We start from the raw sequence: 16414 nt of genomic DNA on the forward strand, positions 1-16414 counted from the left end.
ATTAAATTGATCGCTCTGTCCATCTTAACTTTAGTACCCTTCTCGAATTCTCTGTTTACGCATCCATTGAGTAGCAACCCATTTTCCAACGCGGATAACAGGTTCACCACTATGCAGCGTTAGTTCGTTCGAAATAAACAGCAGAACCTTTAACTGGTTTAACAATAATCCCTAAGTTTGGAAATGTTGTTTTTCCTCTTTTTTCTACTTCATTTAAGTACATGACTAATGTACTTATTCGATTATTATGACTAGAAGGGTTATTGGGTCCAAAAGAACCATAATGTTCTTTAAATTCTTGTCCAGGTTCATAATGTAAATCTTGTAGTCCTTCTGCATGTGCAATTTGTACATGCATTAAATCTGCTTACCTACATCTGCTCCAAACGCTCAATACGGCTTTCCATCGACGGGTGAGTTGCAAATAAGCTGGCTTTTCCCTTACGATCTCGGCTAAAAGGATTAGCGAAATACATCGAAGCAGTCGCATCTTTCGCGCGTTGGACTTGTTCCGTATCGTGACTGATTTTAATAAGCGCATGTTTTAAACCAGCAGGATTCCTAGTAAATTCAACAGCAGAGGCATCCGCTAAATACTCACGGTTACGCGAGACTGCAAGCTGCACGAAATGCGCTGCAAGAGGTGCTAATATGATAAATACCAAAGCGATAATCATGATAACTGGATTTCCGCCTTTTTGATTATCCCGATTATTTCCTCTACCACTACGATAGAAGAGCATTCGTGACCCGATATCCGCTATGATGGCAATCACGCCAACGAGCGCAATACAAATAGTCATCAACCGAATATCATAATTGCGGATATGCGATAATTCGTGAGCGACTACGCCCTCCAGCTCTTCTCGGTTTAATTTCGCGAGCAGTCCAGTTGTAAAAGCAACTGCACCTTTCTCTGGCTTAATCCCCGTAGCAAAAGCATTCGGTGCCGGGTCGTCAACCATATAAACTCTAGGCATAGGGATGTGAGCGGCAAGCGAAAGTTCCTCAATGATATTAAACAACATCGGATTATCCGCTTTTTGTATTTCCGTTGCACCGGACATACTCAAGACTTGCATAGTCGCCGATAGATAGGTAATAGGAACATAAAAAACCAAAACAATCGCTGCCAGCACGATACCGAAAATGTAATCACCGTCTACCAAATATCCAACCGCCCAACCGACTAACAAAACTAACAAACTGAATAAAAGAATAAGAAAAACCGTTTTACGTTTGTTTTGCTCAATTTGCCGATAAAGCATACGGAATCTTAACCCCCTTAAAAGGTCACCTTAGGTGCTTCACGTTCAACATCAGGAGTGATTAACAGCTGTTCAGGTCCGAATCCGAACATTCCGGCGAGCAGATTTGTGGGAAAAGACTCGCGTCTGATGTTATAGTCGGCAACAGTTTTATTATAGAGCTGCCTCGAATAGGCGACTTTGTTCTCAGTTGAAGTTAGCTCCTCTTGCAAGGATAAAAAGTTTTGGTTGGCTTTTAATTCAGGATAAGCCTCCGATAACGAAAATATCGATTTCAGTGCGCCAGCCAGTTGGTTATCCGCTTCTATACGTTCCTGCGGACTGCCGCTCAAAAGCTGATTTCTAGCAGAAATAACTCGTTCTAATGTTTCCTTTTCATGTGACGCATAACCTTTAACGGTTTCCACTAAATTGGGAATCAAATCATGTCGACGCTTCAATTGAACGTCAATTTGGCTCCACGATTCTTTAACCCAATTTCGCAATTTAACTAATCCGTTGTAAGCAGCAATAGCGTAAAGCACAATCAGCACGACTATAACCAAGGTAATAATTAATGACACTGTACATTCTTCCTTTCAAAATTATATTTGAAATGCATGGGAATCCATAGATGATTATTACCATATGTATATTGTACCAAACTTAAGGATGTAGTTATAATGATAGTGGATTTCCAGGTGGAAAGACCTCTAAGGTACCGGCAGCAGTCACTTCAGACGGGGTCATATTAGTATCCACCAACCGACAAGCTTCTTCACTGGATATATGCACTTTTAGTTAAGCGAGAGTCCTTCCACTACTTAGCTTAGATACCATAGTTCTTATCCGAATGAAAAACCTTCCAATGTTCAAAAGGAAGGTTCTTTAGTATGTCCTTTTTTCAGTATAATGCAACCCCAACTGCTTCGATAATGGGTCGATGGAGATTTCGGGCGCAGGCAGCTTGTAGTTTCCGTTAGGCGTTTGGATTGTCAGCACGGCCTGCTTGTTTTCCAACGATTTAACCGCGTCCCCAGTCAAAATTAGCGTCACTTTGTCCGCGCTTGCCGTCACGGGAATGACAATCTCCGGTTTGTTTCCAACTTTGGTAAGCTGCGCATCCAATTGGAACGCATCCAACGTCACTGAAAACACAGTTCTTTCGCCCTCTTTGGACACGGCAGATACAGCGATTTGTTCAAGCTCCTTTCCTTCAACTAAAATTCGGAACTGTGTCGTATTGTTGGACATACCACCTGAGCTACCACTCGATGAAGATGGGATACCTGATGAATTGGAGTTATCGTCTGATAAATAGCTTCCACGCGTCACCGTGATCGTGTAAGTCTTCGTGGTGCCGTCTGTAATCTGACAAATCTACTCCTCCCATCGAAAATCCTATCGTTATCAGTTTGCTCTTCCTATCGAATTAACTATGGAAGGTAATGAATAATAGCACAGCACCTGTTTGAATAATTCAATAACTCCCATAATATTCCTGCATTAACACCAAGCTTTAACAAGATCACACTTAACAATAATTCAGCCCCCAAATGGAATATCTGTCCCTATTTTTTCTGACCTGTAGTATATGCCTTATTTTAGGTAATAATATTACATATATTGGAGGTCATAAACATGTCAATTATCGAAATTTTGCTTCGTGCAATCATTTCATTTGTTGGTTTAGTATTTTGGGCACGTATTATTGGAAAGAAATTAATATCCCATTTAACTTTTTTTGACTTTGTTGCTGGAGTCACGTTTGGTTCTATTGGGGGAAACCTCATTTTCAATCCAAGTGTATCCCTGCTTGTTGGTGTAATCGGCTTAACTATGTTTTCAATTCTTGTTCTTCTTTCCGATTATATTTCTTTAAAAAGTTTTATTGGAAGAAAGTTATTAGACAGTGAACCTCAGATCATCATCAGAGAAGGTCAAATCTTGATGGAAAACATGAAGAGAGTACGTCTAACTATCGATGAACTTCTAATGTTATTAAGGAAGAAAGATGCTTTTTATATAGATGAAATAGACTTTGCATTTATGGAAACCGATGGAACGCTATCCATCATGAAGAAAACTAACAGCATGTCCATCACCCGCGCAGATATGAATATCAAAGGTCATTCACGCGGAATTCCCCATGCATGTATTATTGACGGTAAAATTATAGAAGAGAATTTAAAAAATATTCAGAAAGACTCACAATGGATGAAAATATGGCTGAAAGAAAACAATGTGAAGCTTGAACATGTTTTATTAGCTCAAATCGATCAACAAGATGGTGTCTTTATCAATCTAAAAACAAATATGTAAAATTGATTTAAATAAGCAGGCAGTACAAAAAGATAAATTTTTTTATTTAATGGAATGGATTCCGTCGGATCATTCCCCAAGATGTTGTCAAGATTTAGCTGAAAAGCTTAGCTTGCCAATTCATTTAGGTTATGCACAAAAGCCACAGGAATTCGCTCAAACTTTAGAACAATTATTTGTTTAGTGTAAAATGAAATAACCGGTTGCTCAGGCAACCGGTTACGGAAGGCTCTATTTGGATTAGGAATTTGCATACGCGACTTTAGGCTGCTTCAATTCGACGCATCGAGCCGGTTTAGGGAATATCTTCCCGGGATTGCACAGATTATCAGGATTGAAAACGTCCCGTATTCGGATCTGCGCTTCCATTTCCTCTTCAGTAAAAATGAACCGCATATCCTCCATTTTTTCTACGCCGACTCCATGCTCACCGGTGATGGACCCGCCTACATCGGCACAGACCTTTAAAACCTCCGAGCCAGCTTGGATCGCACGCTGCGTCTCTCCGTCCATTTTGGAATTGTAGAGAATTAACGGATGCAGATTTCCGTCGCCCGCATGAAACACGTTTGCAATACGAAGGTTGTATTTTCGGCTGACCTCCCCGATTCTGCTAAGCACTTCAGGCAGCTTACTGCGGGGGATAACACCATCCTGTACTAGATAGTCAGGGGAAATGGTACCCATAGCGCCGAATGCCGTCTTGCGGTTCGCCCACCAGCGTGCCCGTTCCTCCGGATTTTTCGCTTGACGCACTTCACGAACCCTGTATCTACGGCACACTTCGATGACATGGTCAATTTGTTCCTGCAATCCCGCGGCGATACCATCCACCTCAACAATCAATACAGCCCCCAGATCACGAGGATACCCAACCGGGTAGTTTCCCGATTCCACCCCTTCAATGGCAGTCCGATCCATCATCTCCAAAGCTGCCGGAACGATTCCGGCGGCAATGATATCAGAAACGGCTTGACTTGCGTCATCAACTTCATCATACAAGGCAAGTACGGTAAGGATACCTTCGGGTTTCTTAAGAATACGCACCGTAATTTCAGTTACGATACCCATCGTGCCTTCGGACCCAGTAATAAATCCTAGCAGATCATAACCCGGAGCATCCGGAACGCCCCCGATCTGTACAATTTCTCCGTCGGGCAAAACTAATTCTAAACCGATAACATGGTTAGTGGTGACGCCGTATTTCAGGCAGTGCGCGCCTCCTGCATTCTCGCCCACATTGCCTCCAATCGTGCACGCGGCTTGACTGGACGGGTCAGGAGCATAGTAATAGCCTTTAGAGGAAATGGAGTTGGATAGCTTGAGATTAATGAAGCCCGGCTGTACCACAGCCCTCTTGTTAAGGTAATCCACATCAATAAGCTTGTTCATGCGGACTAAACTAATAATGACCTCACCGTTCAAAGCCGTTGCGCCGCCACTTAACCCCGTTCCTGCTCCTCTTGGAAGATATGGAATCCGGTTTTGGTACAAAATCTGGACCACTTCGGAAACTTCCTGTGTGGATTTAGGAAAAACCACAAGGGAAGGCACTCCTTTATGAACGGTGTATCCATCGCATTCATAGGCAAGAAGATCCTCGTAGCGGTGCAGGACAGCACGCGGACCAACAATTTGCTCGAATCGCTTGATTATAGATGCTTTTGTCTGCGAATCCATTGGGCAACTCCCTCCTTAAGACACTTCGGAACGTCCGACTTTGTCTGGTTGCTTCGATAACTTAACTCCCTGCTCCCGATAAGCCCAGTCCAAAAGCTGCACCGTGTGGAGGATTTGTTCGGATCGGTCATGACGCACAACGCCGACCATAAATTGCATCATGCAGCCCGGATTTCCCATAACCACAGCATCGCAGCCGCTTGGAAGGTCGGCCATTTTACGATCAAGCAGCTCTCCGGCCATCTCCGGATGCGTCAGATTGTAGATTCCGGCACTTCCGCAGCAGCGGTCAGAATCCGGCAGCGGAACGAGCTTGATGCCCGAAACGGATTCAAGCAGTCTCCGAGGCTCTACGCGAATACCCTGAGCATGGGCCAGATGACAAGCGTCGTGATAAGTGATGGTCATATCAAGCTCGCCCTTTGGCGGAATTAATCCAAGTTTGTCGAGGAAACTAGATACGTCAATAGTCTTTTCAGCAAAAAGGTGTGCCTTTCCCGCGTATTCCGGGTCCGATTTTAACAATTCTCCATATTCCTTCAAGGTGGACCCGCATCCTGCGGCGTTAATAATAACCGCGTCGATTTCCTCGGATAGGAAAGTATCAATGTTTTGCTTGGCCAACTGCTTAGCCATATCTCTGTCACCGGCATGTACGTGCAAAGCACCGCAGCAGGACTGGTTCTGGGGAATCCAGACCTCGCAGCCGTTATGACGAAGCACGTTGATGGTCGCTTCATTAATATCCGCGAATACTGCATCCATCACACAACCGGTAAGCACTGCGACTCTCGCTCTCTTAGTTCCGATTGGAGCCAGCAGTTCTTCGACTCTTCCCAAAACAGGCTTGGCTTTTAGATCAGGAAGCGCGCGTTCCATTTCCTGCAGATGCTTAGGTAGGATACGGAGCAGACTGGTCCCTCTTGCCAAATACCTTAGACCTGAACGTTGATAGAACCTCGTAAGGAATGATAGTATCCTCATTCTGGAGGCATAAGGAAAAAGTCCGCGTAAAAAGAGCTTGTTGATGAATCCCGAAAAGCCGGAGGGTGGGTCCGCTTTGTAAAGCTGTCCGCGTGCTTCCTCTACCAATGCGCCTACTTGTACACCCGATGGGCATGCCGTTTCACAAGCGCGGCAATCCAGGCAAGTATTGACAGGGTCTGCGAAAAAATCATTCAATTCCAGCTTCCCCTCCGCGACCGACTTGATCAAATATACTCTTCCGCGCGGCGAGTGGGCTTCGAGCCCCGTCTGCTGGTAAGTCGGACAAGCTTCCAGGCACATTCCGCAATGTACGCATTCGGAAAATTTGGCGGGATCCGGTGAGTCTTCCCAAACATAATTCGATTTCGGAAACATTATTTTTTCCGGGGTTATGGTTTTCGAGTGGTTTGACATGTTATAATCCTCCCATAATTCGGCTAGGATTTAGTATTTCATTCGGATCGATTGTCATCTTGATCCCTCGCATAATTTTTTGATCAGCGGTAGTCTCGTCCCAAATTGACATCTGATTGCGAATCGAACCGGGAGCGAAGTCTACAACAGTCCTCACACCAATATTTCTCATATCGCTTTGCATATTACGGATCCAAGTGGTGAGGCTCCTGTAAAGGTCTGCTTTATCTTCTCCTGCCGTTTTTACCGTCGCCCTAGCGATTCCACTTAAAGCTCCGCCACTAAATTTCAAGGATAAACCATACTGTGCAGCCCTCGCTTCGGCGGCCTCATACATCGCCTGCACATCGGTAAGCTTGCCCATCATCTTCATTGAGACTACCGATTCGCCGTCTTCCATAAGGTTAGAATTAGGCAGGATGTTCCGTAACACAGAAAGTGCGGACTCAAATTCCTCGGCTCCGCGAAGCTCTGACATTACCGTAGCCCCTAACTCCTGACATAGCTGCTGAACATGGCGAAATTGCTCATCAACCGAAGGCCATACATCAGCAAATCCAAGAAGGACGGCAGGTCCCTGCGTTTCGATTCCGATTAATTTGACGGTCTCTTTGTTCACCCATTCAAATACACATGGCTCAAGATGAGAATCCAACAGTATATTCTGGAAGGTTCGCAGCGTCTCGACATGGGCATTCCCTATAATCATCAGACACTGTCCCGCCGGAATAGGCCTGATTTTAAAAGTAAATTCGGTATGTACACCCAATGTACCCATTGATCCGATAAAGAGCTTATTCATATCGTAGCCTGCGACATTTTTCACTACCTTAGCTCCTGTACGGATGACTTGGCCATTCGGATAAACAATCCGGGAAGCGATGAGAAAATCACGAACGGAGCCATAACCGGCCCGACGGGGTCCCGAAGCACCGGAATTAACGATGCCTCCAATCGTCGATTGATCGTCCCATGCTGCATCCAACGGTAAAAACTGTCCGGCTGCTTTCAACGTCGCCTGTAGTTCCCGCAGAGTGGTGCCGGCAAGGACAGTAACCATTAAGTCGCCGGCTGAATGCTCCAGCACACCGGACATGGCTTTCAGGGAGAGCACCAAATCAATCGATTTAGCGGATTGACCATACGCATCTTTCGTGCCTCCTCCTTGAGGAGCAACCGATAACCGGTGCTCATCAGCAAAGCAAAGTATTTCAGCAACCTGCTTTTCGTTTTCTGGCAGCGCTTTCAGACGAGCGTTTATACGGTATTCCGAACGGTTACTGTCACCCGGTAAGATATTATTTCCACCGACTATCCGTTTCAAAGTTGAACTGATTTGTCCGTTTTCCAACTTAGCTTTGGTGCTATCCATTTGATAACCCTCCAAGTGCTTTTCAGATAAGTATTCCCTTAATAATGAGCATTCGTCAGCAATTGGGCCAAATCGTCTGATTGAGCTGCAAAATCCTCCAAGCTTCGAGGAGGGTACGTTTTCCGTTTGCAATTACAGAATGCGGGGATTCGTAGTCCATCGTTTTTACATTTAAAGAAAGCACACCTTGATTGCCTTCCCCTATGTAATCGAATTTATAAAGATTCCGTAAAAAATGCAACAGCTGGTCTGCATGAACAGCAGTGAACTGATTTCTTTGATGTGGCGTCTTACCCATTAATTGATTGTATCGACCTATCTTGCAGCAGTTTCCCATTCGGGAGTAGAGCAAATGTTTTTTTATATATTTCATATTCTTATCATTCATCTCGTAATTGACTGGTAGATGATCTAGATCGATCAAAAAACCAAATTGATCTTGCTCTATTCTAGGAAATTTTCCGGTAACACTATGAGACACTGTTGAAAAAGGAGGCCGATAAGCTACCTTCATAGTTCCTTTCAAAGCTGCATGACGATAGATTTCTTTAAAAGATTCATTTAAAGCTCGGACAGCGTGTTCATGAAAAAAGGCTTCAGAAATAAAATCATCCGAAATAGTAAATATTTCAGCATTCATCTCATAAGCCTCGTCAACTGCTTCTTTTATCATTTGTATGGCTGAATGCCTTTCGTGTTCAATAACACTCCCTAGATTGAGCGGTTTTGTTAATCGTTGCGGTATAGCATTAAAACAAACCATCATTCCGCCGCTCAACAAAGTTTGCTTGACTTCCGTCCGTTCGTTTGAATCATGAATGGATGTAATTTCTATTGCATCAAAGAAATGGTCACTCACGATGTCCGTTATCGATTCCAAAGTGCCTCCGGATTTCGAACCTGCTAAAGGAAATGCCGTATGATGAACAATTCCAATTTTCATATAAAGATGAATGTCCTCTTTCAATTTGCAACAACTCCTGAAAGTAATACTGGCATTTTTTCCGCTGCGGGAGCAAGCTTAAAATCTCCAATGGATTACTTACAATTCCAACATGATAATCGATTATATTTTCATTGTCCCTCTTTTTATTATTAGGTATCGCCCTCTTTTGTTCATTATTATGAACATTGTTCAATATGGGATATTAAGAATATATTCCCATAATGATAAGATTATGTCAATGTAAAAAAGTGTACCCGACTGCCGATTGTTGAAATTCAACAACATCATGTGGTCGGATACACCCTACCTTATGGGTTAGAGCGAAATCTTAATCGCATCGAACAATCCCAGCTTGCTTAGCTTAATCGTAAGCTGGCCATCGCGGTATTCATGCTCACAATCGCTTCCGTTAATTAAGCTTACAACGGATTGTGGGGCCTCGGCAGCCGGAAAGGTCACTTCTAGATCAGAAAGTGTAACCGGTTCATAAAAGGTAGCCCCGAAATGCCCGGTTCCATTCACCAGATGAAGCAGTGTGGAGTTACGGCCCTTCTGTTCAAACAACGTAGCCTCGACCATCGGCGGGAGATTTCCTTGAATAGGCTTTAATCCAGCCACATGCTCAAGTAGATCAGCCACGAATTCAATAGTATTCGTATAGCCTTGTCTATGGAACAGCTCACCCGGTTTCCACGGAATAAATATGCCGAGCCCCTTGCCGTATGCACTTACAGTAAACCCGGGATGATCGGTAACCTGAGTATAGTAGCAGCGCTCCGGTGGTCCGAACATATGAGGTGGAATCATTTTAAAGAAGGCTTCCGTCTGATCGTTGTACTCAGCGAATACGTAATGACTGTCCAAATAAATCAGATCACTGACCGGGAAGCGTGTAAATTGGTCTTTATGATCCACTTTGAAATATACCGAACGATTGTCCTCACGCACGGAGCTAATTTTATCAATGCCTAAGCTTTTTAACGGCGGAGTATTTCTGGCAATATAAGCTTCATTGGTGAAGCCACTGCGACATACCGAAATAACGACTCCCCCTGCGTGTGTGAACGCATCCAATCTAGCGGTAAATTCATCGCTAAGCGGCTGGTAATCGGGAACAATAATCGCCTTATATTTATCCCAAGAAAGATTCAATGCATTCTGAACGACTAAGGTATCGAAAACATAATGATTTTCCGTCAAGAAGCGGAACCAGCCACGGTATTCGGCTTGATTGGCTGAAGGCCCGTTCAATAAAGCAATCGTTGAATTGGAGCTGATATTCAGGTACTCCTCGCCATGCTCCGCGTGATAATGGAAGATTTCCTTGATCCCTTCATACCCGGATTTATCCTCTTTATTATCAAGACGTCCCATTATGTAGTAATCCAGACCTCCTCCATTCGCAAGATTTTGAGCCAAACGCAGCTTCTGCTGGAACGGTGAAACCGAAACATGCCTATGATAATAGTCGGGGAAATCGACCGTTGTGTTACTGGATACCATCTCAGGATAAGAACTTACCGCCCATTTGGTATTGTCGGATGCGCTATACTGCCAATGAGGCAGCGGACGATCCAAGGCCGTGTTGGACTCCTGCCGAATCATGCCCTCCTTTAATTCAAAATTATTGGCGATGCATATATCGGGACGTACCCCTAGAATCACCTGATGCATTTTAACCGCATAATCCTTCAGCGTTTTTTGTTTAAAGATCATATATTTTTGAAACAGCGGATCACTTGCATCCTCAACCTTTGGTAGCGGAGCGTCGAACATCTCGGCAAATCCCCGTTTGCAGCTGTCGCAGTGGCATATGCCATAATACCGGTAGCTGTAATCCTTTACTTGGTATCCGCCCATGTTAAAGAAGATACCGTCAAAATCGTGTGTCGTTATCGCTTCTTTAATTATTTGTGGAGCATAATGCTGTTGGTAATCTCCGTTCAAGCAAACGTGTACATCGCCGTTATAATCAATAATCTCACCCTTCTGACTGACATAGGCCCATTCGGGATGAGTTTCATAGATCGGCCGACGGACCTTGGAAAAGTCGGTTCTGGCAAAAACTTTAATATCTGCTTTATGGCAAGCGGCAATAATATCCTTCAAGCTGTCACCCGTTAAATATGGACTTTGAAAATGAAACGGCAGACTCGTCGGATAGCTGGCAATAATGCCTGCTGCATTGATCATCACAACATTAGCTTTGAATTCCTGTAGATCTGCAACAAATTGCTCGGCGTTAATGTCTAGCATATCGATCTCACGTAAATTCGTTTGAATTTCGCGCCATGGCCGATTGATCCACCATTTTTGTTGCTCACCCATATAAGCTTCGCCTCCGAATAAAAGTTATCATCCATGTATTAACTCCATCTAAGCGCCCATCCTATAGGAAGGGTTTAGCAGGGAAGTCTCATTTCCCAAACGTTTCTTTATAATCCTTAGCAAATTCTTGGTAAGACTTCTTAATGTTCGGATCATCGTTGATTTTTTTCACGTAAGCCTTATATTCATCCATGGAGATTTGGCCAACTATGGCTTTTACTGACATCGAGGTCCATTCCTGCTGAAATTTAGGCCAAGTGGCAATCCACGTACTCGAGTCAATAACGCTGAATGGACTAATAACACCCTTCGTCAAGTAACCCTGCGATTCAACCAGCTTGATTTTCGCATCGTTATATTCCTTTGGAGCTACCGGTGTGACTATTTTTCCAAACTTATCAAAGAATAAGGTAATAGGCTGCCACGGTGAGGTAGAACCCACTTCTTTCTTATGCAGATCCGTTAAGACGATTTCACCGTTTACCTTGTTATAATGAATACCTTCAATACCGTTGACCGAAAAATCGTAATATTCTTTGCTGTTTGTCAGTTCGAAGAAATCCAAGATTCGCCTGACTTTTTCTTCGGGAACCTTTTTCGAAATAAGAAAAGCTCCGTCCACTCCAGTCGAATAGCGAACAGCATATCCATTGAGTCCTTGAAGAGGAGGAACGGTATCTACAATAGCTTCAGGCTGTACTTTCTTAATCGTGCTCATAAACGAATAATCCCAACGAAAGCTTTCATTAATCAATGACGCAGCTTTACCGGCTTCAAAGAGCTCAACCGCCTGTGTAGGCTTCATAACTGCGAATTCCTTGGCCAGCACCCCATCTGAATAAAGATCCCTCAGCCAGGCGATCATATCGGCATACTGCGGAGTCAATTGCTCATAAATAAGTCCGCCATCCGGATCAAAGGTAGGTTTTCCCATGCCGAAGGCATCGCCAAATCCGCCGGCGCTTCCAGAAAACAGGCTAGCCTTGGATACAAGCCCTATCGTATCCTTCTTGCCATTGCCGTCAATATCGGCATCCACAATCTTTTTCAGAGCGATGCGGTATTCGTCCATAGTCTGCGGCATCGGGATACCCAACTTATCCAACCAATCCTTTCGAATTTTTGGACCACCGGACAGCTGTGGACGATTTTTGGGAATTGCATAATTTTTACCGATAATACGGCTGGTAATCCAGGAATCAGGAGCTGAATAATTTTTCAAATTCGGGTATTTGCTGAAATCACCCAGAATCGGCGTGAGATCCCAAAATGCCCCATTCCTGACCGCATTAACTACTGGCGGGTGTTTGAGGTTATTAATTACAAGGACTTCGGGAATATTTCCTGAGGCAAGAATCAGGTTTAATTTGGTCGTATAGTCGCCGTCAGGGATCCATTCAATGTTTAATTTGGTATTGGTTCGTTTCATAAACTCTTTCCAATAGGAGTTTTCCATATTGGGCGCTTCCTCGAACAAGCGCGCTGTCATTTGAATCTCCAGCGGGCTGGCTGGCTTCGTTTCAGGCGACTTACTGCTTGGCGGTTCTATTGGATTTGTCGGTATAGCCGTATTTGGACTGCCGCTGCAGCCTGCCAAGAGAAGCAGAGCCAGCGCGGAACTAATGGCTACCTTCATTGTCGGTCCACGCATACGTTTTGGATAATTTAGCCCCATTCGTTCATCCCCTCATTAATTAAATGTGTCAAGCATAACCTCATAGTAAACCGGAGGGGGCAGGCACTCAATAGACAAATTTTACGTTGTTGCAAGGATATCCTCATCACTGTAAGCACTTTCACTAATATCAAATATTGTCTATATCTGCCCACTCCATATCTTGTTATATTGATTGTACGGGAGATGATAGCTAATGAATATTCGGGATGTTCATGGAATGAAAGCTACTTATTTCTACCGATTTATTTGGTTTGGTTGCCTCTCGGTATGCGTGCCAATTATGTTGGCGGGTTTTGTGTATTACCAGTTCTCAATGAAAGGAGGAATTGAAAGTATTCAATCCGATAACCAGACATCACTAACCATGGTCGAGCAGTTTACAGAAAAGGTGATGCGCGACGTTGTTGACCGGTCATTTCATTTAGCGTTTGATTCCATGATCACGGATTCCTTCAATCTTCCAGATTATCAAACCAATTACGTGGCCCAAATGGAGCTGTTGAATAAAATATCACTAGAAAAATATCAGAACAATCTGATTGGAAATATTTATTATTATAACAATAACGCTCAGCTTGTATTGTCTACCGAAGCAGGTCACCAGCAAAAAGCAGATTTCAAGTATAAAAAAGATATCGAACAGCTGGAAAAAAACAATCAGCAGGGTCAATGGATTTATTTGCTCGAAAGCAAGCTTAATGGATATATTTCCTTTGCTATGAAGCTCCCAACGCTTTCCTCGGGGGAATCGCAAGGCTTGCTGGTTATACAAGTCGATGTCAGCCAGATTAAAAAATATGTTGCCGATGTATCCATGCTGGCCAAAACCGAGTCTATTATTGCTATTGACGAGCAGCACAGAGTACTTTTTCAAATTCAGAAAGACAGTGACACCCATTCCTACTTTAATGAAGCAGTCATACAGACGATCCTATCCGATCAACGCAAGAAAGACAGCTTCAAAGCTGAGGACTCCCACGGAGAACCACTCTATTACTCGTACATAAAGTCCACATCCGGCAATATTTACATATCGGTAAATCCCAATCAGGCTATTGCAAAAGAACTGGGATGGATCCGATGGATGACTATTTCCGCTGTGCTTGTACTGCTATCGGTCGGCATTTTGCTTACTGTCATTACCTTAAAACGAGCCTATAATCCGATTGGGCAATTGGTGGAGCATCTCCATATAGAGAAAAAGACGCTGGGCGAGCAGCTTGACCGCTCGATTCCGCCGCTTATGGAAAGGCTGCTGCAGCAGTGGCTTGCAGGCAATTACATCCACAGTCCGACGCTGTATGATGAATGCCGCAAATACGGAATTCCTGTGGATCATACCTATGTAGTCGTATTGCTGGTCAAGGTTGAAAAGCTGTTTAAAGAAGAGCGCTTTCGCCCAGAAGATAAGCCCATGATTACTTTCGCAGTAACCAATGTTATGGGAGAACTGCTTTCCAGCCACCCAACACTTCGAGGTAACGTTCTTCATGACCATCAGGGTCAAGGAACCGCGATTCTATATTTTGACAAGAACGCTTCTCTGAATTCGAACATCAATGAAACGAAGCAGTTTGCCGAATCGGTACGTGCTGCACTACTTAAGTATTTAAAGCTTCAGGTATCTGTTGGAATTGGGCGGTTTTATCCTCACATTGCGGATATTCGGGTGTCATACCGGGAATCCAAGCTCTCTCTGCAATATCGCTTATATAAAGAGGATGAGTCTGTCTTATATATTGCTGACTTGGAAAGTACACAGAAGCTGCTTCCATTCAGCTATCCACGCGCAATTGAAAGCTCTATTGTCGAGTCGCTTGCATTGGGTGATCTTATACAGGCGAAGTCATCTATGGAGGAATTTACTCATTCGTTGCAGCCGTCTGAATCTTACGCAATCAGCTCTCAAAGCTATCATATGCTGTTGGCTGCAATAATCGCTTCCATTGAGCACAAGGGCGGCGGTATACCTGATATGCTCGAATATGACCTTTTCGACCAGCTCAGAGTTCGGGAAACCCGGGCAGAAATGCGTGATTGGTTTAGTGAGTATCTGTTTCCTCTATATGAAAAAATCGCCAACGAAAACTACAATACTTCAGGCAAAATAATCGCTCAAAAAGTACGAAGGTATATTGTCGATAATGTATCTCGGGAAATTTCATTGGCGGAATGTGCCGATTTGTTTCATATTACACCCGCTTACCTGAGCCGTCTGTTCAAAAAAGAGTTCGGAGAATCGTTTATTGACTATGTAACGGAGTGTAAAATGAACGAAGCCCGGAGATTGTTAACAGCCACTGATCAAAATATTAGCCAAATTGCCGAGGCTGTCGGTTATTCGCATCGGACCTTTAATCGTGTTTTTCAGCGTCTGTTAAAAACATCGCCCAGCAATTACAGAACCAACTACCGGTAATTTGGTCTGTGGGATGAAAGGAGAAACACCATGAACCTGGAACAATCGACCAAACCATCGGGACTATCCTTCCCTTGCTCTTCGTCAACCCATAACAGAAAGGTTTGGCAGCGTCTGGTCACCGGACGGTATGTGTATATGCTGATCCTACCAGGTTTTATTTATTTCGCTATTTTCAAATTTTTACCCATGTGGGGTGTGCTCATCGCTTTTCAGAATTACAACCCATTTGTCGGAATAAGCGGAAGTGAATGGGTTGGATTTGAGCATTTTTCGAATTTATTTCTCGATAAGCACTTTTATATTTTATTGCGGAATACGCTGCTCATTAACTTGATGAGCTTGATCTTCTTTTTTCCGTTACCAATTCTTTTATCAGTTATGCTAAACGAAGTCAGACATGAGTGGTTTATGAAGCTAAATCAATCTATCGTATATATGCCGCATTTTCTGTCTTGGGTTGTCGTAGCAAGTATGACCTTTTTCACGCTATCCGTCGATGTTGGTTTTATTAACAAGCTATTGATTTCGCTTGGAATGGATTCGATTTCATTTTTATCGGAGCCTAAATTTTTTTGGGGCATCCTGACTTTGCAAAACATCTGGAAGGAAACCGGCTGGGGCACGATCATTTTCCTTGCAGCGGTTGCTGGTGTGGACCCGCAGCGGTATGAGGCGGCAGTCGTTGATGGAGCCGGGAGATTGAGGCAAATCTGGCATATTACGCTGCCCGCTATCCGGCCGACAATCGTGATTCTGCTTATTTTGCGGTTGGGGCATATGGCGGACGTTGGCTTTGAGCAGGTCCTGCTTATGATGAACCCCCTTGTGAATGATGTCGCAGACGTATTTGACACCTACGTATATTATCGGGGGATTCAGCAGGGTGATATCAGTATTGGCACCGCAGTAGGCATGTTCAAGGGAGTTGTGGGACTCATTCTCGTACTCATCTCCAATTATGTGGTCAAGAAACTCGGGCATGAGGGTATTTATTAGCAGCATCCGTATAGGGAGGAAG

Annotated in this window: 13 protein-coding genes; 3 read left to right on the forward strand and 10 right to left on the reverse strand. The window is 43.9% G+C overall.

Annotated features, from left to right (window positions below):
* Window positions 1-109: 109 nt before the first annotated feature.
* From BM210_RS07380 to BM210_RS07395, 4 genes are all read right to left on the reverse strand, one after another.
* On the reverse strand, window positions 110-358 hold the full coding sequence (locus BM210_RS07380) for a 2OG-Fe(II) oxygenase (protein ID WP_256223316.1): 249 nt from the start codon (window positions 356-358) through the stop codon (window positions 110-112).
* 13 nt (window positions 359-371) lie between these two features.
* The gene (gene htpX, locus BM210_RS07385; RefSeq protein ID WP_091166070.1) at window positions 372-1268 is read right to left on the reverse strand and encodes a zinc metalloprotease HtpX; all 897 of its coding nucleotides are present in this window, start codon (window positions 1266-1268) and stop codon (window positions 372-374) included.
* A 17-nt stretch (window positions 1269-1285) separates the two neighbouring features.
* Entirely contained in the window at window positions 1286-1831 is a 546-nt protein-coding gene (locus BM210_RS07390) for a LemA family protein (RefSeq protein ID WP_091166072.1), read from the reverse strand.
* Window positions 1832-2135: 304 nt separating this feature from the next.
* Window positions 2136-2501: a hypothetical protein gene (locus BM210_RS07395; protein WP_091166073.1), complete on the reverse strand. Its 366-nt coding sequence runs from the start codon at window positions 2499-2501 to the stop codon at window positions 2136-2138.
* 387 nt (window positions 2502-2888) lie between these two features.
* Here BM210_RS07395 and BM210_RS07400 point away from each other — a divergent pair, with 387 nt between their 5' ends.
* Window positions 2889-3569 (forward strand): DUF421 domain-containing protein, encoded by a 681-nt coding sequence (locus BM210_RS07400; RefSeq protein WP_091166074.1) that lies wholly within the window; start codon window positions 2889-2891, stop codon window positions 3567-3569.
* Between the two features lie 240 nt (window positions 3570-3809).
* On the opposite strand, the gene BM210_RS07405 is transcribed toward BM210_RS07400, so the two are convergent.
* The 6 genes from BM210_RS07405 to BM210_RS07430 all read right to left on the reverse strand — a co-directional run bounded on the left by BM210_RS07405 (window position 3810) and on the right by BM210_RS07430 (window position 12971).
* Window positions 3810-5249, reverse strand: coding sequence for an FAD-linked oxidase C-terminal domain-containing protein (locus tag BM210_RS07405; RefSeq protein WP_091166075.1), 1440 nt, complete (start codon window positions 5247-5249; stop codon window positions 3810-3812).
* A 15-nt stretch (window positions 5250-5264) separates the two neighbouring features.
* Window positions 5265-6650, reverse strand: a complete 1386-nt coding sequence (locus BM210_RS07410) for a (Fe-S)-binding protein (protein ID WP_091166077.1) — start codon at window positions 6648-6650, stop codon at window positions 5265-5267.
* Window position 6651: 1 nt separating this feature from the next.
* On the reverse strand, window positions 6652-8022 hold the full coding sequence (locus BM210_RS07415) for an FAD-binding oxidoreductase (RefSeq protein WP_091166079.1): 1371 nt from the start codon (window positions 8020-8022) through the stop codon (window positions 6652-6654).
* 55 nt (window positions 8023-8077) lie between these two features.
* On the reverse strand, window positions 8078-8989 hold the full coding sequence (locus BM210_RS07420) for a hypothetical protein (RefSeq protein ID WP_091166080.1): 912 nt from the start codon (window positions 8987-8989) through the stop codon (window positions 8078-8080).
* 294 nt (window positions 8990-9283) lie between these two features.
* Entirely contained in the window at window positions 9284-11296 is a 2013-nt protein-coding gene (locus tag BM210_RS07425; RefSeq protein WP_091166082.1) for an alpha-amylase family protein, read from the reverse strand.
* Between the two features lie 88 nt (window positions 11297-11384).
* A complete protein-coding gene (locus tag BM210_RS07430; protein ID WP_091166083.1) occupies window positions 11385-12971 on the reverse strand; it encodes an extracellular solute-binding protein in 1587 nt (528 codons plus the stop codon).
* 196 nt (window positions 12972-13167) lie between these two features.
* Here BM210_RS07430 and BM210_RS07435 point away from each other — a divergent pair, with 196 nt between their 5' ends.
* Both BM210_RS07435 and BM210_RS07440 read left to right on the forward strand, forming a co-directional pair.
* Window positions 13168-15393 carry a helix-turn-helix domain-containing protein gene (locus BM210_RS07435; RefSeq protein ID WP_091166085.1) on the forward strand — a complete coding sequence of 742 codons (2226 nt, stop codon included), beginning with the start codon at window positions 13168-13170 and terminating at the stop codon, window positions 15391-15393.
* A 30-nt stretch (window positions 15394-15423) separates the two neighbouring features.
* Window positions 15424-16392: an ABC transporter permease gene (locus BM210_RS07440; RefSeq protein WP_091166086.1), complete on the forward strand. Its 969-nt coding sequence runs from the start codon at window positions 15424-15426 to the stop codon at window positions 16390-16392.
* The last annotated feature ends 22 nt before the right edge of the window (window positions 16393-16414 follow it).

The organism is Paenibacillus sp. 1_12, from assembly GCF_900114475.1.
GTDB lineage: Bacteria > Bacillota > Bacilli > Paenibacillales > NBRC-103111 > Paenibacillus_S.

Excerpts from the sequence above, each read along its gene's own strand:
- BM210_RS07430 (WP_091166083.1), bottom strand. The coding sequence starts at position 12,971 with ATGGGGCTAAATTATCCAAAACGTATGCGTGGACCGACAATGAAGGTA.
- BM210_RS07395 (WP_091166073.1), bottom strand. The coding sequence starts at position 2,501 with ATGTCCAACAATACGACACAGTTCCGAATTTTAGTTGAAGGAAAGGAG.
- BM210_RS07400 (WP_091166074.1), top strand. The coding sequence starts at position 2,889 with ATGTCAATTATCGAAATTTTGCTTCGTGCAATCATTTCATTTGTTGGT.
- BM210_RS07440 (WP_091166086.1), top strand. The coding sequence starts at position 15,424 with ATGAACCTGGAACAATCGACCAAACCATCGGGACTATCCTTCCCTTGC.
- BM210_RS07425 (WP_091166082.1), bottom strand. The coding sequence starts at position 11,296 with ATGGGTGAGCAACAAAAATGGTGGATCAATCGGCCATGGCGCGAAATT.
- BM210_RS07410 (WP_091166077.1), bottom strand. The coding sequence starts at position 6,650 with ATGTCAAACCACTCGAAAACCATAACCCCGGAAAAAATAATGTTTCCG.
- htpX (WP_091166070.1), bottom strand. The coding sequence starts at position 1,268 with ATGCTTTATCGGCAAATTGAGCAAAACAAACGTAAAACGGTTTTTCTT.
- BM210_RS07380 (WP_256223316.1), bottom strand. The coding sequence starts at position 358 with ATGCATGTACAAATTGCACATGCAGAAGGACTACAAGATTTACATTAT.
- BM210_RS07405 (WP_091166075.1), bottom strand. The coding sequence starts at position 5,249 with ATGGATTCGCAGACAAAAGCATCTATAATCAAGCGATTCGAGCAAATT.
- BM210_RS07415 (WP_091166079.1), bottom strand. The coding sequence starts at position 8,022 with ATGGATAGCACCAAAGCTAAGTTGGAAAACGGACAAATCAGTTCAACT.
- BM210_RS07435 (WP_091166085.1), top strand. The coding sequence starts at position 13,168 with ATGAATATTCGGGATGTTCATGGAATGAAAGCTACTTATTTCTACCGA.